The organism is Shewanella sp. POL2, from assembly GCF_000282755.1.
GTDB classification, from domain to species: domain Bacteria; phylum Pseudomonadota; class Gammaproteobacteria; order Enterobacterales; family Shewanellaceae; genus Shewanella; species Shewanella xiamenensis.
The window spans coordinates 86883-108826 of record NZ_AKZL01000001.1 but is presented as its reverse complement, the minus strand read 5'-3'; the positions used below and the strand labels follow the sequence as shown (position 1 = coordinate 108826).

Genomic DNA, 21944 nt, shown 5'->3' with positions numbered 1-21944 from the left:
GCATCTACTATGTGGTATTTCACGTGGATATTAGGGGTTTTGTTAGCCTGTTCCTTTGGTGTGATCAACGCCCTGTGGCTTGAAAACACTGAGAATATGGACCGCTCAAGCGATGACGCTGAGTAATCGCTAAACTCCAACAGCGTAAATCATCTAAAACCCTGCATCTGCAGGGTTTTTTATTGGAATAAAAAACAGTACGCTAATCCTAAACACACTGCTTATTCGCATGCATAGGCAATAATCCTATTTAAGGAGGGAAGATTATGACTGAAATTATCGATAGCAGGGGATAAGTCTGTGCCGTTGAAAATGGTTAAATCAATCGTAATAACATGAGAGGCAAAGTTTCCATTGCGTGCTGATGTGTTAGGTGATCAGCGGTTGGAGGGATGCAAGGTAATGTCGGATTTTGATGTTACCTAAACGAACGAGAATGCCGCAGAAACGCTAGTCAAACATTGTCCAAACAGGCGTCTGGCTCGTTCGCTATTTGTCACTTGCTGTGTGAGGAGAGTAACGGCACATTGCTGCGCGTTTTACGAGGTCGAAATGGCTAGAGCGAACAACATCTTGCCTCAATACATCAACTAAGCTTTGATAAAGTGATAAAAAATACCGCCCTGTTGGGCGGCATTAAAGCGTGGGGCTTAATTTTAGCTGTATTGGTTAAGCCTTAAACTGGCTAATTTGCTGCTTAAGCGCGACGGCGAGGGAAGATAACTCATTTGCTGAGTTTACTGTTTCAGCTGCTCTATGCTCTCCTTCATTGGCAAGCTCACTAATTTGATGCAGATTATGGGTGATCTCTTGGGCAACACTGCTTTGTTGCTCAGTCGCAGAAGCAATATTGCGCGAGCTAATCGCAAGTTCTCCAATCCTGCGGGTAATTTCCTCAAGTTGTTTGCCTGTTTCTTCCCCTTGATTTGCCGATGCAATACCCAGTTGATGGCTTTGCGACATTTGGTTTGTTGTCGTTTTAACTTGGCTTTGAAGCTTATCGATTGTTTGACCAATTTCCAAAATCGATGATTGCGTCCGTTGAGCTAAAGTTCGAACTTCATCTGCGACCACGGCAAAACCACGCCCTTGTTCACCAGCTCTGGCCGCTTCAATGGCTGCGTTGAGAGCAAGTAGGTTGGTTTGCTCGGCAATACTGTTAATCACTTCTGTGACTTTGCTGATCGCTTCACTTTCTTGGCTAACTTTCTCTACGGCTTGGTGACTTTGACTAAGCTGTTGGCTTAATTTAAGCAGGTCTTGTACTAAGCGTACTTGTTGCTGTTGACCTTCTTTCGCGGCGATATCGACCTGTTGGCTTTGAGTTGCCCCCTCTTGAGCGTGATTTGCTACATCGCGGATTGAAGTGGACATTTCCTCAATTGCTGTAGCAATTTGATCCGTTTGTTGCATCAACGCTTGAGCTTCTTCGCCATTTTGTTTGGCAATACGCTGCGCTTTTGATGCCTGCTGTTCAATACTCTGCACCGACGCTTGCAAGGCACTGATTAATTGACGCAGTTCCGATGACATAGTGGAAACACTTGTGGTGATCTTATCGACTTCGTTTTGACTATCTAAAGCTGATGCGGGGAGGTGGTGACTAAAGTCTCCTGAACCTAAGATTTCCATATGGTGTTGGAGTGTGTGCAAAGGCTTGAGTGAGCGCAGTAGCACTAAGGACAGTAGTACGGTAATTAACACTATGCCTGAGACGGCCACAATGGCATTAATCGTCAATAAGAGAAGGCTTTCTTCATTTAATTCATTTGCGTTAACTTGACCAATCAGCATCCAGTTCCAACCGCTAACACTTTGACTGTAAGCAAACATCGGTTGGTTTTTGCTGTTGCTATAACGCCATTCAGCTTGATCTTGGGTGGCTTGGCTGAGGGTTAAGCCATCAAGCATAGACTCTGTCACAGGTTCGCCAGTATTAAATTTGGGATGAGCGACGAGAACGTTGTCTATCTTACGCATTAATAGGAAATGGCCAGTTTCTTCTAGAGTGATTTTATTCACCGCATCTTGTAATTGGGTTAAGGATTGCGTGATTTCAAAACCGATATATAAGATCCCAATCACTTTTCCTTGCAGATCCTTAATGGGTCGATAGACGGTCATGTAGTCTTTACCAAAAAGTTTGGCGTAACCTTCATAAACCTCGCCCTTGATTAAGGTCGGATAACCTGGATGGGTTTTACCTAAAAAGGTACCTAAGGCGCGGCTGCCATCGGGTTTTTTAAGGGAGGTTGCAATACGAACAAAATCATCTCCAGCGAGAGCAAAGACCGTAGCGGTGCCACCTGTGAGGTTAGCAAAACGGTCAACTTTACTCTTTGAAGAGTTGATTTGTTCTTTTTCATGTAGCAATGCAGGCGTGTTTACGCCAAGTACATTGACCGTTTTATCCAAGATACTGAATTGACCAGGATACATTTCTTTAAATACATCGGCATTGCGTCTTGCTAGTTGCAACAAGCTATCGTATTGAAGCTCAAGCATATCGGATACAGCGTGCATTTCGGCTTTCATGGCACTAATGCCTTTGTCCTCGAGCACATTTGAAGCGGATTTATAGGAAAGTGTACTGAGTATACAGAAAATAATAAGGGTAAGGGCAAACGCGAGAGCACCGATCTGTTTTGCAATAGGCCAATTTTTATAGTTCATTCTGCGATCCTATAGGGTAAAGGTTAACGCTAATGTAACCTAACTTTTACGTCATGGTCTTGATATGGGTCTAAGATTTTCTATTATTTATAGATAGTTCGCTGACATATTGCCAATTCCTACCACGATAACTTTGCTTTATTTTAGCGGATAGGAATATAGCACTTTGCGATAGGGAATGCGGTCTAGAGTGATAAGTTTTGGGGTAAATGGATGACTTCCCATGGCTTATCGCAATCGAACCAATACAAGACGACAAGGAGTGACACTATGTTGGGTGAAAATCATGCGTTAATTTATGAGTTTCCAGATTTTGCTGACCATATTCATCATCTTAAAAAAAACAATGCAATTTTCGCGACCATGGCGCAGCGTTACCATGAGTTAGACCATAACATTCGCGCTCTAGAGTTAACCAAAGTGCCCACCAATGATGAGCACTTTGTGGCCTTAAAATTAGAACGGCTTCACCTTAAAGATAAGTTGTATCAATATCTGGTTCATGATGCTATTTGAGGCGACAACGGCGATGTATCTGACCTATTGCGGTTTTTCATTAGTAGCAGATACATGGTTGGCACCCAAACGAGTGATAGCAAGGTTGTTAGCAAGGTGCCTCCCGCGATAGCGATGGCAAAGGGCGGCCAAAATCCGCCACCTGCAATAATCAGCGGAATAAATCCCCCCACCGTCGTGATTGTGGTTGAGCTGATATGCCGTCCACAGCCGCTGACAATATTGATAATTACAGCTTTATCTCCCGCTCTGCCATTCGGTGTATCTTCCAGCTCAGCCAAAATCACAATCGCCGCGTTGATCGCAAGCCCCATTAGGCCGAGTAGGGCGATGATCACAGGGAAGCCAAAGGGATAACCAAACACATAGACCGCAAGTAGCCCAAGCCCCGCCGACTGTAATGCACTCAGTAAAATAATCGCTGTTAGCCTAAAGGAGTTAAAGGACAAGACTACTGTAGCTAGTAATAAGGTAACCACTAAAATGATATTAGACAGTAGATTACCTACTGCTTCATTGCGTTTAGCGCTTTCGCCGCCAATTTCAATCCGATAACCTGCCGGTAGTTTGATGGCGGCCACTTTATCTTTTACATCATTTAAGACTTGGGCAGGTAATACCCCGCTGACGATATAGGCTTCGATCGTGTTGACGCGTTGACCATTACGCCTAGGGATCGCCCCGCGACTGACTTGCACCTCGTTGTGGGACAGTGCAGATAACGGAACGGCAGTGCCCGAAGGGGTCATGAGCTGGATTTCCGCAATACGGCTCGCCTGCTCGCGGCTACTCTCACCTAGACGCACGCGTATAGGAAGTGACTCGGTTTGTTCTAACACGCTGCCGCCAATCACTCCAGTTGTAGACATTTGGACTTGTCTAGCAATATCCGTCAGGCTTAATCCGCTGATTAAGCTCGCATCTTCATTGACCTGTAGCCATACCTTAGGTGCGCCGGCACTTAAGGTGGCGCGGGTGTGGATCACATCGGGCGTTGCAGCCAAAATATGACGGATTTCATCACCCAAGGTGCGTAATGTTTCCAGATTAGGGCCAAAAATCATCAACTCGACCGGGGCATTAAAGGGCGGGCCTTGCTCCAGTTTACGCACCAGCACCTGCGCTTCTGGAAAGTCTTTATCCAAGCTTTGCTGCAACTCTGGGATAAGGGCGTTGGCGCGCTCAAAGTCGCTGGCTTTCACCATAGCTTGGGCATAGTTAGTGGCCCCCTGTTGGCGCTGAGTTAAGTTGTAATAAAACGAAGGGGTATTGCCACCCACAACCCAATCGACTTGGCTGATACCCTCGATTTGATGCAACTGCTTATCCATCAATAGCACTTGGTTTAAGGTGTTTTCGAGGCTGACATGGGGGGCGAGATACAGCTCAATTTGGAACATATCCCGATCCGATGGCGGGAAAAACTGCTCAGTCATCTTGCCTGAAGCGTAAAAACCTAACAGCGGTATTATCCCGATAAGCGTAGCGCTCAGTAGTGGGCGATTGAGCGCAAATCTTAGGCTTGCTTGAAAGTAACCGCTTACTAAAGGCACATTGATACCATGCTGATACCAGACAGGATGTTTACCTTCGAGGCTAAAGCGTCCCGCAAGACCGGCGATCAAAGTATGGGAAATTACATAGGAGCCAAAGAGTGCAAACATTACCGATATAGCGATGCCACTCACAAATTCTCCGGCTGCGCCTGGCATTAATACGATCGGCGCAAAGGCTAGAATAGTGGTAATCGTTGAGCCCGCCAAAGGCAACCACAGGTGATGTAAGGTCTCAGTCACAGCGTTTAAGCGACTCATACCCTGTTGGCGGCGCTGGGAAATGGCATCAACAATTACAATGGCATTGTCCACCATGATCCCTAGAGCAACGACTAAACCTGTGACCGACATTTGATGAATGGGTAAGCCGATATATTTCATGCAGGCTAAGGTAAACAGGGCGGTTAAGGGAAGCGATAGGGCAACGATAATCGCGTTTCTTAAGCCCAAGGTCAGCAGTAAGACGGTGAGAATAATCACAAACCCTTGTATTAGGTTGATAACGAGTCCGCCAAGCCGGTCACTGGTGTAACTGTTTTGCTCAAATAACCATTGCACTTTGATATTTGCGGGAAGCTCGTTGTTGAGCTCATTGACCAGTTGCTTGACTTGTCCTTGCCAGATATCAACACGGGTGTTATTCAACATGCGCGCTGCAACAAACACGCTTTGCTCGCCGTCAACGAGAGCGATGCTATCTGCTGGTTTTTTAGCTTGGCGGCTGATAGTCGCAATATCGCCCAGACGAATGATTTGCCCATCGTTATCGACTTTAAGTGGTACTTGGCGAATACGGCTCTGCGAATCGAGCTCACCTGAGACTTCGACAAGGGCGCGAAAGTGATTGTTATTGATCTCGCCTGCGGCAATTTTACTGTCGGCGCTGCTTAAGATTTTCGCTATGGTACCCGGCGTTAATTGCAACTGGCTCATCTTATAGCCATCGAGCTGGACTAGGATTTCTTCCTCGGGTGCGCCGTAGAGTTTAACGAAATCGGTGCCGGATAAGAGTCTGAGCCTGCTTTGTAATTCCTTGGCATAGCGGTTGAGCATATCCACCCGTGGTTGACTGTTATCGTTCCACACTAGGCTTAAAATCGCGGTGTAGGCGTAGCCGACTTGATCGTCTAAGGTCGGTGTCTGTATGTCATCGGGGAGGGTGTTTCTGGCATCGGCCAGCAGATCTCTCGCCCTTGACCACACAGGCGCAGTATCTGTCACTGTGTCTTTGAGCTCTAACTGGATCAGCGAGATACCGGGTCTTGAGGTGGATTGAATCAGCTTTATTTCCTCAAGGCGACGTAATTGATTTTCTAATACTTCGGTGACAAGCGCCTCGACCCGCTCGGCGGAAGCGCCGGGATAAGGAGTGATGACAGAGGCAAAGCGGTTGGTAATATGTGGATCTTCGGTGCGCGGCAAGCTGGACATTGCGCCAAATCCCGCGACCAGTAGTAGGGCGATCACTAGGCTGACTAAGCGACCATTTTCGACGAAGGCTTTAATCATGATTACCTCGTCGTTGCTATTGTTGTGGAAACGGCTTGGCCAACGACTAATTTATGCAAACCTTGAGTCACATATTGTTCGTCGGCTTTAATCGCTCCTTGGATATAAGCCATATCCTGCGTGGTGTAGAGGATATCGACATCGCGACGCTCTATTTGAGTTGAAGCGCTATCAGCTGTTTGTTGCGCCGTAACATAGATATTCCAGCGTCCTCGAATACCATCAATCAGTGCTGAAATTGGCACCCAGTAGCCTGCTTGTTCAACGGTTTGTTGTTGATGTAAATAGGCTATTTCTCCATTTATCACCTTGGCCTGTGCAGGTAGGCTAATCCGCAGTTGTACCGTGCGGCTAATGGGGTTTACCTCGGCACTGATCCCAGCGACTTTAGCCATAAATAGTTGATTCTGGACACTAACCTTTACTTCTTGTCCGGTAGTGAATTGGTTAGCAATGGCAACCGGGACACCGATATAGGCCTCGGTATTGATGCTACCAACTAAGGTAAAGACGGGGTTACCCGCGGCAACGACTTCCCCCAAATTATGTTGGCGCTGACTGATGATGCCATCAAAGGGGGCGAGTAAGTGTGATTTGTCGAGTTTGAGTTGATTGGCATGTTGCGAGGCGAGCAGGCGTTGTTTAGCCGCCTCTAGGCTGGTGAGTTGAGTTCGAGTTTCATCGAGCAATTGTTCAGAGACATAACCGGACTTCTTCAGTTCTAGATTTCGTTTGAGAGTGCTGGTGGCAAGGTCAACATCGGCTTGGGTTTGCGCTAAGCTTGCTTGGATTTCTTGGCGCTCGGCTTCAAGCAAGCGGGTATCCAGTTTGGCCAATACTTGCCCCTGAGTCACCTTAGCGCCGCTATCGACAGTTAACTCACTGAGCTTACCCGATAATTCAAATCCGACGCCCGTGGTATTGCCCGCACGGATTGTGCCAGTGAATACTTGCTCACTCTGATAGCCAGTCGACAAGCACAGCGGCGCCGTCGTCACGGTTTGTAATTGCGCAGTATTGGCATGCTCTGTCACTTCCTTTTGACAAGCCGTTAAGGTGGTGACGGCAATCACGCAAACGCAAAATACACGCCAAAAACATCGGGCCGCTTGATCCATTTGAATCCTTCCGTTGTAAGCTTAAGGTTAATTTTGTGTAACTAGACTTGCTAGTCTAGTTGTGCGGAACTGGACTGTCTAGTCTATTTTATGCTTAACTAATACGAATTAATTATGTTGCTACCTTGAGTGAAGATATGACTCAGTCCACCGAGATCCCGATGAGCCGCAGTGAACAAAAGAAACAGCAAGTGCTAGTGGCGGCCATTGACTTGTTTTGCCGTCAAGGTTTTCCCCATACCAGTATGGATGAAGTCGCTAAATTGGCGGGTGTTTCTAAGCAAACAGTTTATTCTCACTATGGCAGTAAAGATGACCTGTTTGTGGCTGCGATTGAGTCAAAATGCGTGGGTCACAATTTACATGATGACTTGCTGAGTGATCCAAGCCAACCCGAAGCCACTATCACCGAGTTTGCGTTGCAATTTGGTGAAATGATTGTCAGCCCTGAGGCTATTACCGTCTTTAAAGCCTGTGTGGCGCAATCGGAAAGCCACCCTGAAGTCTCACGCTTATTTTTTGAGGCGGGCCCACAACATATGCTTGCGATGCTGACAAAATATTTAGTGGCGGTTGAGGCGCTTGGATTGTATCGATTTCCACAACCGCATCACTGTGCGGTTCGTTTATGTTTAATGCTGTTTGGTGAATTGAAGCTCAGGTTAGAGTTGGGGCTAGAAACCGAGAGTTTATTGGGGGAACGTGAGCAGTATATTCGGGGTTGTGCCGAGATGTTCCTAAAAGCTTATTGTGTTTAACTAAAGTGGCGTTAAGGTATCAGTTTGTATCATTCTTCAATTAAGAATGAACTTTTGTCTTGGGTAACGCGTATTATACGCAACATATCATCAACCAGTAACGCAAGGAGCAGGCGTGGCTAAACCACTTCATTCACCAGTCAATATTAACCCCAGCATAGTGTTCATAGGGTTGATGCCTTTGTTGAGCTACTCCGTTTTCGCAGCAGAGCCTCGTCAAGAATATAAGCCTTTTAAGGTCAGCGTATCGCAAATTAGTACCCAGAGTGCCAACGTTGCCAATGGTGAAACTGAGTTGCAGCGGGATAGCCTGTTACTCAACGCTGGCGTGACTATGCCCTTGAGTCAACAATGGTCCGTTGGGATGAGACTTGGCTACGACAGACTTGACTACGATTGGCGTAATATTCGTTTAACAGGCGCCAATAATACGGCAGCATTGTTTAGTGATGCGGGTGAAACCTGGGAAAATATCGATCGCTACCGTGCGAGCCTATCTGTTAATTATCGGATGGATAAGCATTGGTCATTTATGCTTTCGCCACAAATCCAATATGCTTATGCCGATACCGCGTCCGCCAGTAATGCACAGAGTTATGGTGTGGTTGCCTCGGCCATGTATGCCTTTGAATCGGGAAACATGCTGGGCTTTGGTGTGGCCTACTTGAATGACATAGATGAAGTGCGTACTTTGCCTTACCTTGCCGTGAGCTGGCAGATTAATGATCGCTGGCGTCTAGCAAATCCTTTCCAAGCGGTCTTTAGTGGGCCAGCAGGATTGGAACTTAGTTATCAGTTCAATCCCGCTTGGAACGTGGGCTTGGGTAATTCGCGCCGCACGGAGCGATTTTTAATTGCCGATGATGAAACGGTAGTCGAAACCAATGAATGGGTGAGCTATCTGCGAGCTGGTTGGCGTGTGACACCAGCAATCGCGTTAAATCTCTACGCGGGCTATTACTTTAACGGTGAATTAGAAGTGACCGATGAGGCCGCGCTTGATCTCGATAACCAAGGCGCAGCGGCCTTGGATCTCGAGTTTCGATTTTAATTACTGGCCCAGCATGGCTTCTTTGAGGCTTGTCTGGGCAGGTTTTTCACCTAACCAAATTTTGAGTAAGGCTTGGCGGAACATTTCCCCTTCAATCGTGGCTTGTTCTTGGCCATTTTTATAGGCGGTCACACCACGGCTTTTGTTGGCGACTAAGGTAAATTGGTCTCCTTGTTTAATTTCATCCTTAAATAGCGCCATAAACGCATCAATTTGTGGCTGAATATCAGTCGTATTATCGGCGGTTGCATGCTCAAAACCTTCGGTTATCGCATCACGCATTTTCTCAGACGTAATCATTCCAGACGTAATATTAAGGCGAATAGCGGCTATAGGAGCATTGATCACCTCGGCGGTGGTTTTGCTGGGAGTGGGCACGTACAGACTACCGACATACAAATCCATAAAGAATTTGCTGCGGACACCGGCGCCATTTAATTGCAGCGCCTGAGCGTCGAGCGTAATGCTGTCGGCAACTTGAACACCTGATACTTCTTTAGCTTGGGTAAATAGTGGAAAAAGCAAAGCAGTAGTGAGCGTTAAGGTTGAGAGTAACTTCATTATACACCTCATATTTTTTAGTTATGGCCGTTGAGTGTATCAATCATCTGAGTGACTCGAACGGTGATTTATCTGTAGATTGCGAAGCGATACTAATCGAAACCCAAGAGGAGCGATAGCCTAATCTGTGTAAGCTATCGCTGGTGACTTAGGCAAAACAAGACGACTTTCCCTTGTCGAGCGCAGTAAAAAAGCGATATGTGTGAAGAAATATTCGACCTGTTTAGTTTATTAGCTGACAGGGTCAGCCACGAACGCCTAATTTATATTGGCCATTTTGCTCAAACATCACCGCTTGTTTTTGCTTAGGGGAGATCAGGATTGGGCCATCATCAAAAAACAGAAAGCACTTCCAATTGCGGACAAACACATCCCAACGAGTCTCAATCACTTGATATTTTTCGTAGCAAAAATAGACCTGAGTATCCTCTGGCCACTGAATAAACTCGGCTAACATCTCGGGTAGACTGTTATCTTCACTGTCCCACGCACTCTGCCAATGATCTGTTTTGACCCATGCGTTGGCTTTGGCGGCCCAATCCCCTTTAGTAAACTGTTCGGCGCGGCTACTTTTATTGCTAATCCACTGATTCCACACCAGCATGGCGCTTTTATCCGTTAGCGGCAGAATGACAGTCTTGTCATCATCGCTCACAGGTAAGTCTTTGTGGTTAAAAATCCACTTACGGCGATAGGTGTCTAAAGGTATATAGGTATGTGCCAAACAAAATCTCCTAGCAAATGACAAGACTAAAACGGGCTCATTATAAGGTCTGAGGAATAAATAATAAAACCACCGAGCGGAGATATTACCGCTCGGTATCTTTAATTATTGTGCTTCAGTTATGATTCGAGTGAGTTCAGCCGCGTAGTGTTGTGCTACCTGATTACTCGGATCGGCATTGAGGGCATTGGTAAACGCAGTGTGTGCGCCTTCAGCTTGGCCAAGTTCAATCATAAATAAGCCAAGTTTTATCCAAGTCTGCGTATCTGAAGGATATTTTTCTAAGTAGTCTAGATAGACGTTGACTGACTCTTGGATTTTTCCGCGTAGCTTAAGGATATGCGCATACTGTGGCATATACTCGTCGCTATAGGCCAAAATTTTGACAAGGGTTGACTCGGCCAGCTCAAGTTTGCTCAATTTTAGCGCAAGCAGAATAATGTGTTTTAACTCCATTTCTGTATAGAGATCTTCGGGTAATGCTAATAGTGCATCTAAGGCTTGCTGATGTTGTTGCTCTAGGCTGAGTTGTAACGCGAGAGCCAAGTGATACAGCCTTTGCAATTCTGGATTGCCATCGACAAATGGCAGTAGATTTTCTACTGTTATCGATAGACCTTGATTGTTTCTCATTGCGTAAAGCGTCATGATTTTTGTGTAGATATTTTCCGCAGTAGACGCTTTATTTAATGCCTCAACATAGACTGGGCTTACTAGGGTAATATCCTGAGAAAATTGTTCTGTTAATTCATTCCATATCACCTGATCGGATTCAGATAATGTGGGATGTTTATGGTTTTTATTCCAAATATAAATACGGCCTGATTGGTTTTTTTTCAACCAAATAGGTGCAAGCAGCGTTAATGAGGTGGAATTTAATTCGAGTTGTCGAAATTTAAGATTATCATAGGATTTTTTAGTGAGTTCCAAAATATCATGGCATATTGTATTGAACGCTTCATAATAGTTTAGCGTCATTTCATTGATATGGGATTGTGTCCAACTATCGGTATTTCTTGAAGTGAGAAAATGTGAGAACTCATAATAACCGTAGGTTTTAATCAACCGAGACAGTGTGGCGTAGTGAAGATTAATCTCTTCTTCTATTTGGTTGATTTTATCCAGCGTTAAACAAGCGTCCTGTGGATCCTCATTCAGTGTTTTTGCAAGCGTTAGCGCTTTTTTAGTTAGCTGCCTTAATGTGTCTAGTTGGCTAATGGCTTTACTGCACTCTTGTATTGCTGAATTTAAGTCATCCTCAGTATTGGGCGTTGCCTCGTTGATCACTTCAATGACGGATTTATCCGTAAATGATGAAAGCACTATTGCCGTTGTTGGCATGTGAACAATACCCTCAATTTTAGCCGCATTGATTGACAGGTTAATAAAGCTAATTTCGGGATAGGTCTTGGCTTCTTCAGCAAGAGATTCCATTGCATGAATAAGCTGAATTGGGGTTTCTGCTGGCAGTCCTGCGTAGGTTTCAACCCATTTATTATTACGGCCTAGACTTGGACCAATGCTGGCTTCAAACGTTCCTTTTGCATGGCTATAACCGGATTTTGAATAGCAATAATCGACGCCACTTAGCAATAGGGTAGTAAAGCCCATTTCGATAGCAAGGCGTATTGAGCTGTTGGTGACCGTTGGGCCGACGGTGATGATATTGTCATGATCATGCTTGCCACTCCAAGGATAGCGTTGACCCAAATAGGCTTTAGGGCCATTCCATTGGGAAAGGACTTTATGACTTACGTGATAGGAATTTACCAGCAAGGTTTTGTGGCTTAATTTAAACATGTCACGGCTTACGTCGAAACTAAAATCCTGAGGGTCGACACAAGTAATAATGTCTACGGATATGCCATTATCGGCTAGTTTTCCTGCGATGCGTGAGACGGCGATAATAAATAAATTGTCGTTATTATGTTTTATCCAATTGATATGTTCGTCAAGGGAAGGACCGCCTGCGATGATTAGGCAGGTTTTTCCGCTAAATCTATTCCGTAGTATTTTGGCTGGCGTTTGATTATCGGCAATATTTTCAAGCTGGGTTTGAAAAAAGATTTTTTGGTTAAAACCGATCCTATGGGTGAAATAATCATCCTGAATCTTGGTTTCAATGCGATTGAATAAGGCGCTATAGGCGTTTAAGTGTTGAGATGCTACGCCTAAGGATTGATGAATTTCGTATTCGCCTTTGATGAGATAGATTTTAAATTCATCATGTTCCATTAACTCAATAAAACTGGCTTCATTAACAATCCTGATTGCAGATTGTTTGTCTGCGGGGATATCGATAACCAATAAGGGCATAACTTCATCTAATTCAACAAAAAGAAATTTAGCACCGAGGGGGAGATCCTGCTCCAACACGTAATTGGCTAGCAGCCCTGAATCCATTCCAACCACAATATGCAGCTTATCTTGTTGAGAAAACGATTGTCTGAAGCGACGATTATATAAGGTTTTAGAGTCAATCCCCTCAAAGGTGTGGCGGTTAATACTAGGCAAGTAGTATTCGTTAAAGCGACTGATCGCAAAGTTATTCAAAATGTGGGCTTGTAGTTGCATGTTTTCCTCGAGTAGAGCGAACAACTGAGCGATTACACGGATGATACGCCAGCATAATGTCACTTCATTCATTGTCTGAGCAAGTGTTACTAGGACTTTGCAAAATATGTTCCAGCAAAAAATTGACACTAATAGGCTGGTACCTTGCTTGAGCTGTAAAGCATTTGTTTGCTAGGCATCTAGCAATAAGTATATAAAAAATTTATATTTTATCGATATTTGCCTATAATGAAGTGGCTTGTATGTATAACATTTCAGATCATTTTATTCCGACGAGGATTTTTGGCGTGGATCTTGTAGGAGTTGGAGAGTTGACGAAATGGCTCATCGTTGTCACAAGTAGCTAATCGAAGGTTTAAATCGTGAGTGGGGAACTCTATGTTTGATAATAAAACAATTTTGATTACGGGTGGCACGGGGTCATTTGGACAAAAATACACCAAAACCATTCTCGAACGGTATAAACCGAAGCGATTGATCATTTTTTCTCGAGATGAATTAAAGCAGTATGAGATGCAGCAAGTGTTTAACGCGCCATGTATGCGTTATTTTATCGGTGATGTGCGTGATGGTGATCGCCTAAAGCAAGCCTTTAAAGATGTGGATTTTGTTATCCATGCCGCAGCACTTAAACAGGTTCCCGCTGCCGAATACAACCCGATGGAATGCATAAAAACCAATATCCATGGGGCCGAAAATGTGATCCGGGCCGCCATCAGTAATAATGTTAAGAAGGTTATCGCCCTCTCAACAGACAAAGCCGCGAGTCCTATTAACCTATATGGTGCGACTAAGTTGGCCTCCGATAAGCTGTTTGTTGCCGCCAATAACGTGGTTGGAGATGGTAAAACCCGATTTGCTGCTGTTCGCTATGGTAATGTTGTGGGGTCACGTGGCTCAGTCGTGCCTTTCTTTAAACAACTCATTGCCAATGGCGCGACTTCGCTGCCCATTACCCATCCCGATATGACACGTTTTTGGATTACTCTTCAGGATGGTGTTGATTTTGTTTTAAAAAACTTCTCCCGTATGCAGGGCGGGGAGATCTTCGTACCTAAAATACCTTCCATACGCATCACTGATCTTGCTGCAGCCTATGGGCCGAGTTTGGAGCAGCAGATTGTAGGTATTCGTCCCGGGGAAAAAATGCATGAGGTCATGTGTCCAGGGGATGACTCACATCACACGATCGAATTTGATGATCACTTTGTCATCACGCCAAGTATTCGTTTTTTTGGGCGTGAAACAGATTTTTGTACCAATGCCTTAGGAGAGAAGGGGCAGGCTGTGTCGATGGGATTTGAATATAATTCTGGCACTAATCCACATTTTTTAACACAGGCTGAAATTCTTAAACTGGATACCGTTGCATGATCCCCTATGGCCGACAAGACATCAATCAGGCTGATGTTGATGCTGTGATTGAAGTGCTTAATTCTGATTATTTGACTCAAGGGCCTAAGGTTCCTGCATTTGAATCAGCAGTTGCTTCTTATTGTTCAGCTCGCTATGGCGTAGCAGTAAATAGCGCGACTTCTGCCTTGCATATTGCATGTCTCGCTCTTGGGGTTGGACCAAATGATATAGTATGGACTTCTCCAATTACCTTTGTCGCCTCGGCAAACTGCGCGCTTTACTGTGGAGCTGAGATTGATTTTGTCGATGTGGACCCTCTAACGGGTAATCTTTGTCCACATGCATTAGCAATGAAATTAGAACAAGCGGCTCGGATAGGGAAGCTCCCTAAAGTTGTTATCCCTGTACATTTATGTGGTCATAGTTGTGATATGGCAGCGATCGCTGCTCTTGCTGAACAATATAGCTTTAACATCATTGAAGATGCCTCGCATGGGATTGGCGGGAGCTATCATGGATACCCTTTGGGTAGTTGTCAATTCTCAGATATTACCGTTTTTAGCTTTCACCCCGTCAAAATTATCACCAGCGCCGAAGGCGGTATGGCCATGACAAACAGCTCAGAATTAGCTGAAAAAATGGCCCTTTACCGCAGCCACGGTATTACTAAAGCCCCCGATAAAATGTTAAGACCTGATGAAGGGGACTGGTATTACGAACAACACGCCTTGGGATTTAACTATAGGATGACGGAGTTACAGGCAGCACTTGGTTTGTCGCAAATCAGCAGGCTTAATGCCTTTGTTTTGAAACGCAATGAACTAGCCGCTATCTATCGTAAAGAACTCGTTGGTTTACCCTTAAGCTGTGTTGAGCCTTTATCAAATACTCAAAGTGCCAGACATTTACAAATCATCCGCCTAAATGACGCATCAAGAAGAAAGCAGCTATTCAACGATATGAGAGCTGCAAATGTACAAGTGCATGTTCATTATTTTCCCGTACATCTTCAACCCTTTTATTTACGAAGAGGCTTTAAGAAAGGAGGCTTTCCCAATGCTGAATCCTTTTATGGGCAAATCCTAACCCTACCATTATATCCAGGACTGGCAGAAGGGGATGTACAACGGATTTCATCCTTGTTTATGGAATTTATTGCATCTTAGGAGGCTCGATGAAGGTTGTGATCTTGGCTGGAGGTTTGGGGACTCGTTTAAGTGAAGAAACTGCCCTTCGGCCTAAACCAATGGTAGAGATTGGTGGCTTACCTCTGTTATGGCACATCATGAAAATTTATTCAGTGCATGGATTAAGTGATTTCATCATCCTTTGTGGTTACAAGGGGGAAGTGATTAAGCAGTATTTTAGTAATTATCATCTTTTTACCAGTGATGTGACTTTGGATTTTATGACTGGGGAGCGGTATCTTCATAACGCTTCCACTGTGCCTTGGAAAGTGACATTAGTAGATACAGGGCGTGACACTATGACTGGTGGCCGCCTTAAACGCATTGCTAAATTGCTCGATGGTGAAGACACTTTTTGTATGACTTACGGGGATGGCTTGTCGGATATTGATATCAGCTCTGTGATCCGATTTCATAAAGAGCATGGCCGGTTAGCTACCTTATCGGCTGTGGTTCCTCCCCCAAGGTTTGGTGGGCTTACGCTTGAGGGGAATCAAGTGATTCGTTTTGATGAAAAGCCAGCCAATGAAGGTGGGCGGATTAATGGTGGTTTTTTTGTCCTGTCGCCTAAGGTGCTGACTTTTATTGACGGTGATAATACCTCTTGGGAGCAAGAGCCACTGCAACAACTCGCCATGGCAGGGGAATTAATGGCATTTCGCCATGATGGATTCTGGCATCCGATTGATACATTAAGGGACAAACAACAAATGGAAAACTTGTGGCAAACGGATAAAGCGCCTTGGAAATGCTGGCTATGAAAGCAAGTGCGGATTTTTGGTCCGGTAAAAGGGTGTTTCTGACCGGACATACTGGTTTTAAGGGCAGTTGGATGAGCCTGATGTTAACGACACTTGGGGCGCAGGTTCGTGGGTTTTCTTTAGAGGTGATGCCAAAGCAATTATTTGATTTAGCCCAAATTGCCTCAGTGGTTGAGCATAGGATTGGTGACATAAATAATGCTGAGTTAATCAAAAAAGAGATCATGGAGTTTAAACCTGACGTAATTTTCCATCTTGCGGCGCAATCTTTGGTGGCTACGGGATATCAGGACCCCTTGAGCACCCTAGATACCAACATCATGGGGACGGCTAAATTACTCGATAGCCTTAAGGATTGGCCTTTACCTTTAGCTGTTATCGTCGTCAGTTCCGACAAGTGTTATCAGCCTTCCGATGGCAACTATAGTTTTATTGAGTCCGATCGTCTTGGTGGTTTTGATCCCTATTCCTGCTCCAAAGCTGGCTGTGAACTGGTGGTCAATGCTTATCGAGCTTCTTTTTTCGGCAACAGTCCCCAAATAGGTATTGCATCTGTAAGGGCGGGCAATGTGATTGGGGGGGGCGATTATGCTGTTAACCGTATTATTCCTGATACTATGGCTGCGATCGTTCGCCGTAAGCATGTCGCATTGCGTCATCCTGATGCTGTTCGCCCCTGGCAACATGTGCTAGACGCATTACACGGTTATCTACTGTTAGCTGAGGCGTTATATCAGCAGCCCCAGAAGTATGCTGAAGCGTGGAATTTTGGTCCCCTTGCAAAGGATATGTTGACTGTAGGCGAGTTAGTGCAACGTTGTTACCAACACATGGGCATGCAATATTGTTTTGAATCGCAATTTAGTCAATTTAAGGAAACGGAAATTCTACTATTGGACAGCACAAAGGCACGCGAGTCATTACAATGGCAACCCCATTGGAGCCTGAACCAGACAATTGAAAAGATCCTTGAATGGTATCTAGGTGTAGCGGATGGTGCAGATGTTAGGCTACTCACTCAAGCGCAAATTCACCATTATATGAATTCATCTTTATCTGAAACAGGAGCTTGCCTTTGACGAACCAAGCTGCATTGAGGGAGCAGATTTTAACCCTTACCCGGCAATATACTGATAAGCAAGTAAAGAAGTTGTTTATCGCAGGAGAGAGCTATATACCTGTTTCGGGTAAGTTGATTGATAGTAATGATATCAGCATGTTAGTTGATGCTTGCTTAGATGGTTGGTTGACCACAGGACGTTACAATAAAGCTTTTGAACAGCGGTTGGGGCAATGGCTGGGGGTTGAACACGTATTGACAACAGTCTCAGGCTCTGCTGCAAATTTATTAGCTTTCACTGCATTGACATCCCCCAAATTGCAGGAAAAAGCTATACGTGCCGGCGATGAGGTTATTACTGTCGCTGCCGGATTTCCTACGACGGTTAATCCGATAATTCAAAACCAAGCGATTCCTGTCTTTGTGGATGTCAATCCCCACACTTTGAACATTGATGTAAGTTTACTTGAGCAAGCTTTAAGTGAGCGGACGCGGGCGGTCATGATTGCGCATACTTTAGGTAACCCTTTCGATCTTGCAGCAGTGAGATCGTTTTGCGATCAGCATGGGTTGTGGTTAATCGAGGACTGTTGTGATGCCCTTGGCAGCACATATCAAGGGTCGCATGTAGGGAGTTTTGGTGATGTCGCAACTTTAAGTTTTTACCCCGCTCACCATATCACTACAGGGGAGGGCGGTGCAGTGTTTACCCGCTCCAAAAAGTTGGCAAAAATTGTCGAATCCTTTCGTGATTGGGGGCGTGATTGTTATTGTAAGCCTGGGGAGGATAATACTTGCAAACGTCGCTTCGACCATCAACTCGGTGAGCTTCCCCAAGGTTATGACCACAAGTACATTTACAGCCATATTGGTTATAACCTAAAAATCACCGATATGCAGGCGGCTTGTGGTCTATCACAAATGGATAAATTAGCTTCATTTTGTGAGAAACGTCGCCATAATTTCAACTATTTAGCATCTAAACTAAGTCATGTTGATGGGCTTGAAATTGCACAAGCTACACAGGGAAGTAATCCAAGTTGGTTTGGTATACCGCTGACCTTGTCTGGCTCCCTTGCAGGGAGAAGAACTTTACTACTGCGAGAGTTAGAACAGGCAAAAATTGGAACACGATTACTCTTTGCAGGGAACTTGACCAAGCAACCTTATTTTAAAGGGGTTAATTATCGCATTGCTACTAGGTTAATCCATACCGACAATGTGATGTTTAATACCTTCTGGTTAGGAGTGCATCCCAGTTTAGATACAGCAATGCTCGACTATATGGCTGATACGTTAGTGTCATTATGCCGGAGGTTAAGTGACTAAGAGTATGGTGATAACAGGTGCTTCGGGGTTTCTTGGGCAGACGTTACGAAAGAGCGCATTGTTAGAAGGTTGGCAGATTTTATGTATTAATCGTCACGCGATAGATGGGGCTCTTGCATTTGATGACCCTCGGCTTGAATCTCACCTGACGATGTTTGCCCCTAAAGTGATCGTTCACCTTGCGGCCAGTTATGGTGAGGAGGCTAAAGGAGAAGGCTTGCAGGCGAATTTATTATTGCCCCTTCGTTTGCTGAAATGGGCATCGACACAGGCGAATATTCGCTTTATCGCAGCAGGTAGTTTTTGGCAATTTGGGGATATTGAAACCCCTGGCCCAGTGGATATGTATAGTGCATCTAAACAAAGTCTTGCGGTCTTTTTGGATTATTATCGTCGCTGTGAAAGGCTTGATTGTTATCATTTGATATTGTCATCTAGCTATGGCCCTAATGATCCTAGGGGAAAGTTAGTTGATTACTTTGTCAATGCAGCCAAGACTAAACGGTCAGTCAATCTTGGACATCAAGATAAACACTTTGCGTTAACTGATGTGCGGGATGTAGCTAGCGCTATTATGTTGTTGTCCTCTTATTCAGCTCCACTACCCTTGTTAACATATCGAGTCAGGACTGAACAATTATGGACCTTCGAACGTTTAAGTCGCTTGTTTGAAAAGTTGGGGTATACGCTAAACGTTAGATACAGCCCGCTCAATAATGGCATTATGGAGATTATACATCCTAACGATGAGCATATACCGACACTACCGGATTGGTCGGCAAGCTACTGTCTAGAGGATTATTTGAGAGCTAGATTGGCCAGTTCTATTATTTCTGAGCCCCATGGTAATGGATAAGGAGCTGTCATCGGCATGGGTTTTGTTGACCTTAGACTAGTGAGTTTATTCGTGAGTAACGTCACTTGTTTTTGATAATGTAAATAAGCTTGTTCTAACTGACGAGATTTCATTATTTCAGCATAGCGATGGGCCAGTTTTACATCATTATTTAACGCCCCCCATAGTACGTCGGGATCAGTCACTTTATTTTTGTTGATAAAGTCCTGTTTCATCGCGATGACTTCCTTAAGAGCACTCAGGTTTTCAATACATCGATGAGTTTCGTTGGCCTCGTGTTGTCGGTATAGCATTAAAGGCTCTTTGATATATATGATCTTAGATGCCCGTGCACTTAAGCCTAGCCATGCATGCCAGTCAGTGCAGAAGACTTTTGTTTCGTCAAATCCACCGAGTTGTTCCAGTGCTTTGCGACGAAACAAGCATGCAGAGAGAGGGAAATTGTTTCCCTTCAGAAAAATTTTGCTTTGCTCTTCACCTAGAATTATCGCGCTGTTCCTATAGAAGGGGCATTTACTGACTCGGCCTTGGGGCGTGAGAAAATCGTATTCAAAGAATATCGCGTCGGCTTCGGTTGATTTGATCACTGCTTTTAAGGTGTCCAGTGACTGGGGTAATAATATATCGTCGGAGGATAACACCAATACCCAATTAGCCTTGGCTGCTTGGATCACTCTGTTCCAGTGGCTGGACATTGGCAGCGTGTGGGGTTGCTCAAGTACCCGGAGATTTGGGTGGCTGCGCCATGGAGCAATAATACTGAGGCTGTTATCGGTGGACGCATTATCGGAAATCAGTACTTCAACGTCATCCAAATTTGCAGTGACGTTTTTTGATAATACCGAGGTTAAGGTTTCCCCTAATACCGCACCATGGTTGTAGTTAGGGATGCAAACACTCAAGATTGGCATCATAGTATTTGCGTCCCAATTAGACGATGGGAGGTGGCATAAACAGGGGCGCACCATTCGCGGTCATAGGAGGAGTAACGCACGCCTTTCTCTTGGTTTATTTGGTTGATGTGAGCTCTGATTTGCGAACCATATTCAAAAGCTTTATTGATGAATTCCGCCGAATAATTGGGGAGGTTGACCATCGAACCATAGCTTCCATCATAGTCAGAGGAGGTGGCAATAAGCCAATCTTCCGCTTTTGCTTTATCAAAAAAAGGTGTCCCCTGAAGTGGGGTATTGATGGAGAGAGAAAATTCCTGAATGTATCCCTCGGCATGCAATTTTTTAATCGTATTGAGCGACTCAATGTCTGAATCGTAATTGGCCCCAACGGTTCCGACTGACATTGTGCCGTATATTTTAATTCCTAGTTCGCGGCAATCGTGCAGTACATCAAGTAGACGTTGGTAGTTGCTCTTCGAACGGTACTTAGAAATATGCTGCATTACTGATTCATCTAAACTCTCAAGCCCAATGCGGATTTTATAATATCCGGCCTGCTTCATCAGTGTGAGTGTCACGGTATCAAGAGTGTCGTAGTTGCCCATGCAGTTGAATTTAAGTTCTTTATTCAGGCCTTCATCGATCAATCTTTGGCACAGGGCTCGTAGATAATTGCGGTTAATGGTGTGGGCTTCTTCATTGAAGAAGATACCCTCTAAATCGGGTATGGTCTTTTGGAGATAGCGAATTTCAGCAATGACTTTATCTAAATCCCTCACCCTGTGGTTAGGTTTGGCATAGTAGACATTTGCCACCACACAAAAATTGCACATTACCGGGCAGCCACGGGTGACCCACATTTCAACTTCGTTATATTCTGAGCCATAAAGACGGCAGTAATTACGTCGTTTGAGATCGATATCATCTGGCAAGGGTAATGTATTAATATCAACTAAATTCGGCTGTTTATTGGGATATATCCCAGGAGAATGAACATTTAAACCGCTTTGGATAAAGTGAGTGATGGAATGCTCAAATTCACCTGTAGCAATATAATCTACGCCTTGCAGCAAACAGTCTTCAGGGGTCGCAGTCGGCTGCGGACCGCAGGCAAGAATTTTAAGTTGCGGCAAGTGTTGCTTAAGCATCTTAAATATGGCCAATTGTTTGCGGTAAATAATAGAGTCAATTTCCACAATCAATAAATCTGGTGCGAGTTGGGTGACGATATTGCGATATTCATCACTGTCGACTCCGTAATAGTTCATATCTATCATACGGACCCGATGCTCCGTATCGCGTTTTAGCATGGCGGTGAGATAAGATAAATTAAACGGATAAAAGGTCGTGACTTTAAATTTGCCTGAGCTACCACTCCAACGGCTTGGAAAATAATCGATTTGATCGCCTAGCTCTGTTCTACCTACGGGGGTGGTAACTAAGATAAACATACATTGTT

Annotated in this window: 18 protein-coding genes; 10 read left to right on the top strand and 8 right to left on the bottom strand. The window is 44.7% G+C overall.

The window, feature by feature from the left end:
* Positions 1-9 precede the first annotated feature (9 nt).
* Positions 10-126, top strand: a complete 117-nt coding sequence (cydX, locus tag SHEWPOL2_RS00510) for a cytochrome bd-I oxidase subunit CydX (protein WP_011622029.1) — start codon at positions 10-12, stop codon at positions 124-126.
* A gap of 543 nt (positions 127-669) precedes the next feature.
* Here cydX and SHEWPOL2_RS00505 read toward each other — a convergent pair.
* Positions 670-2673 carry a Cache 3/Cache 2 fusion domain-containing protein gene (locus tag SHEWPOL2_RS00505; RefSeq protein WP_037424906.1) on the bottom strand — a complete coding sequence of 668 codons (2004 nt, stop codon included), beginning with the start codon at positions 2671-2673 and terminating at the stop codon, positions 670-672.
* 270 nt (positions 2674-2943) lie between these two features.
* Between SHEWPOL2_RS00505 and SHEWPOL2_RS00500 the strand changes: the two genes are divergently transcribed.
* Complete coding sequence (locus SHEWPOL2_RS00500; protein WP_037424904.1) at positions 2944-3189, top strand: DUF465 domain-containing protein; 246 nt, start codon at positions 2944-2946, stop codon at positions 3187-3189.
* Here the strand turns inward: SHEWPOL2_RS00500 and SHEWPOL2_RS00495 are convergent.
* Both SHEWPOL2_RS00495 and SHEWPOL2_RS00490 read right to left on the bottom strand, forming a co-directional pair.
* Entirely contained in the window at positions 3174-6254 is a 3081-nt protein-coding gene (locus SHEWPOL2_RS00495) for an efflux RND transporter permease subunit (protein ID WP_037424901.1), read from the bottom strand. The two genes, SHEWPOL2_RS00500 and SHEWPOL2_RS00495, sit on opposite strands and share 16 nt — an antisense overlap.
* Before the next feature lie 2 nt (positions 6255-6256).
* Positions 6257-7372: an efflux RND transporter periplasmic adaptor subunit gene (locus SHEWPOL2_RS00490; protein WP_037424898.1), complete on the bottom strand. Its 1116-nt coding sequence runs from the start codon at positions 7370-7372 to the stop codon at positions 6257-6259.
* Positions 7373-7509: 137 nt separating this feature from the next.
* On the opposite strand from SHEWPOL2_RS00490, the gene SHEWPOL2_RS00485 reads away from it, so the two are divergent.
* Positions 7510-8130, top strand: a complete 621-nt coding sequence (locus SHEWPOL2_RS00485) for a TetR/AcrR family transcriptional regulator (RefSeq protein WP_037424895.1) — start codon at positions 7510-7512, stop codon at positions 8128-8130.
* Positions 8131-8305: 175 nt separating this feature from the next.
* Positions 8306-9181 (top strand): DUF6268 family outer membrane beta-barrel protein, encoded by an 876-nt coding sequence (locus SHEWPOL2_RS00480; RefSeq protein ID WP_050991284.1) that lies wholly within the window; start codon positions 8306-8308, stop codon positions 9179-9181.
* Here the strand turns inward: SHEWPOL2_RS00480 and SHEWPOL2_RS00475 are convergent, their stop codons facing one another.
* The 3 genes from SHEWPOL2_RS00475 to SHEWPOL2_RS00465 all read right to left on the bottom strand — a co-directional run bounded on the left by SHEWPOL2_RS00475 (position 9182) and on the right by SHEWPOL2_RS00465 (position 13040).
* The gene (locus SHEWPOL2_RS00475; protein WP_037424887.1) at positions 9182-9742 is read right to left on the bottom strand and encodes a chalcone isomerase family protein; all 561 of its coding nucleotides are present in this window, start codon (positions 9740-9742) and stop codon (positions 9182-9184) included. It abuts the gene before it with no gap.
* Between the two features lie 244 nt (positions 9743-9986).
* Entirely contained in the window at positions 9987-10466 is a 480-nt protein-coding gene (locus tag SHEWPOL2_RS00470; RefSeq protein ID WP_037424885.1) for a DUF2947 domain-containing protein, read from the bottom strand.
* 105 nt (positions 10467-10571) lie between these two features.
* Positions 10572-13040 (bottom strand): 6-hydroxymethylpterin diphosphokinase MptE-like protein, encoded by a 2469-nt coding sequence (locus SHEWPOL2_RS00465; protein WP_037424944.1) that lies wholly within the window; start codon positions 13038-13040, stop codon positions 10572-10574.
* A 378-nt stretch (positions 13041-13418) separates the two neighbouring features.
* Here SHEWPOL2_RS00465 and pseB point away from each other — a divergent pair, with 378 nt between their 5' ends.
* From pseB to SHEWPOL2_RS22325, 6 genes are read left to right on the top strand one after another with little or no spacing between them, the layout of a single operon-like run.
* The gene (pseB, locus tag SHEWPOL2_RS00460; protein ID WP_037424882.1) at positions 13419-14414 is read left to right on the top strand and encodes a UDP-N-acetylglucosamine 4,6-dehydratase (inverting); all 996 of its coding nucleotides are present in this window, start codon (positions 13419-13421) and stop codon (positions 14412-14414) included.
* A complete protein-coding gene (gene pseC, locus SHEWPOL2_RS00455) occupies positions 14411-15562 on the top strand; it encodes a UDP-4-amino-4,6-dideoxy-N-acetyl-beta-L-altrosamine transaminase (RefSeq protein ID WP_037424879.1) in 1152 nt (383 codons plus the stop codon). The genes pseB and pseC overlap by 4 nt, the downstream gene beginning before the upstream one ends.
* Positions 15563-15570: 8 nt before the next feature.
* Positions 15571-16344 (top strand): glucose-1-phosphate cytidylyltransferase, encoded by a 774-nt coding sequence (rfbF, locus tag SHEWPOL2_RS00450; RefSeq protein ID WP_037424876.1) that lies wholly within the window; start codon positions 15571-15573, stop codon positions 16342-16344.
* Positions 16341-17423 (top strand): CDP-glucose 4,6-dehydratase, encoded by a 1083-nt coding sequence (gene rfbG / locus SHEWPOL2_RS00445; protein WP_037424875.1) that lies wholly within the window; start codon positions 16341-16343, stop codon positions 17421-17423. Before rfbF ends, rfbG begins: the two co-directional genes overlap by 4 nt.
* Complete coding sequence (gene rfbH / locus SHEWPOL2_RS00440) at positions 17420-18733, top strand: lipopolysaccharide biosynthesis protein RfbH (RefSeq protein WP_037424873.1); 1314 nt, start codon at positions 17420-17422, stop codon at positions 18731-18733. Before rfbG ends, rfbH begins: the two co-directional genes overlap by 4 nt.
* Complete coding sequence (locus SHEWPOL2_RS22325) at positions 18726-19589, top strand: NAD(P)-dependent oxidoreductase (protein WP_083848284.1); 864 nt, start codon at positions 18726-18728, stop codon at positions 19587-19589. Before rfbH ends, SHEWPOL2_RS22325 begins: the two co-directional genes overlap by 8 nt.
* Here SHEWPOL2_RS22325 and SHEWPOL2_RS00435 read toward each other — a convergent pair.
* On the bottom strand, positions 19532-20503 hold the full coding sequence (locus SHEWPOL2_RS00435; protein ID WP_037424871.1) for a glycosyltransferase: 972 nt from the start codon (positions 20501-20503) through the stop codon (positions 19532-19534). The genes SHEWPOL2_RS22325 and SHEWPOL2_RS00435 overlap by 58 nt on opposite strands.
* On the bottom strand, positions 20500-21936 hold the full coding sequence (locus SHEWPOL2_RS00430; RefSeq protein ID WP_037424864.1) for a radical SAM protein: 1437 nt from the start codon (positions 21934-21936) through the stop codon (positions 20500-20502). Before SHEWPOL2_RS00430 ends, SHEWPOL2_RS00435 begins: the two co-directional genes overlap by 4 nt.
* Positions 21937-21944 lie beyond the last annotated feature (8 nt).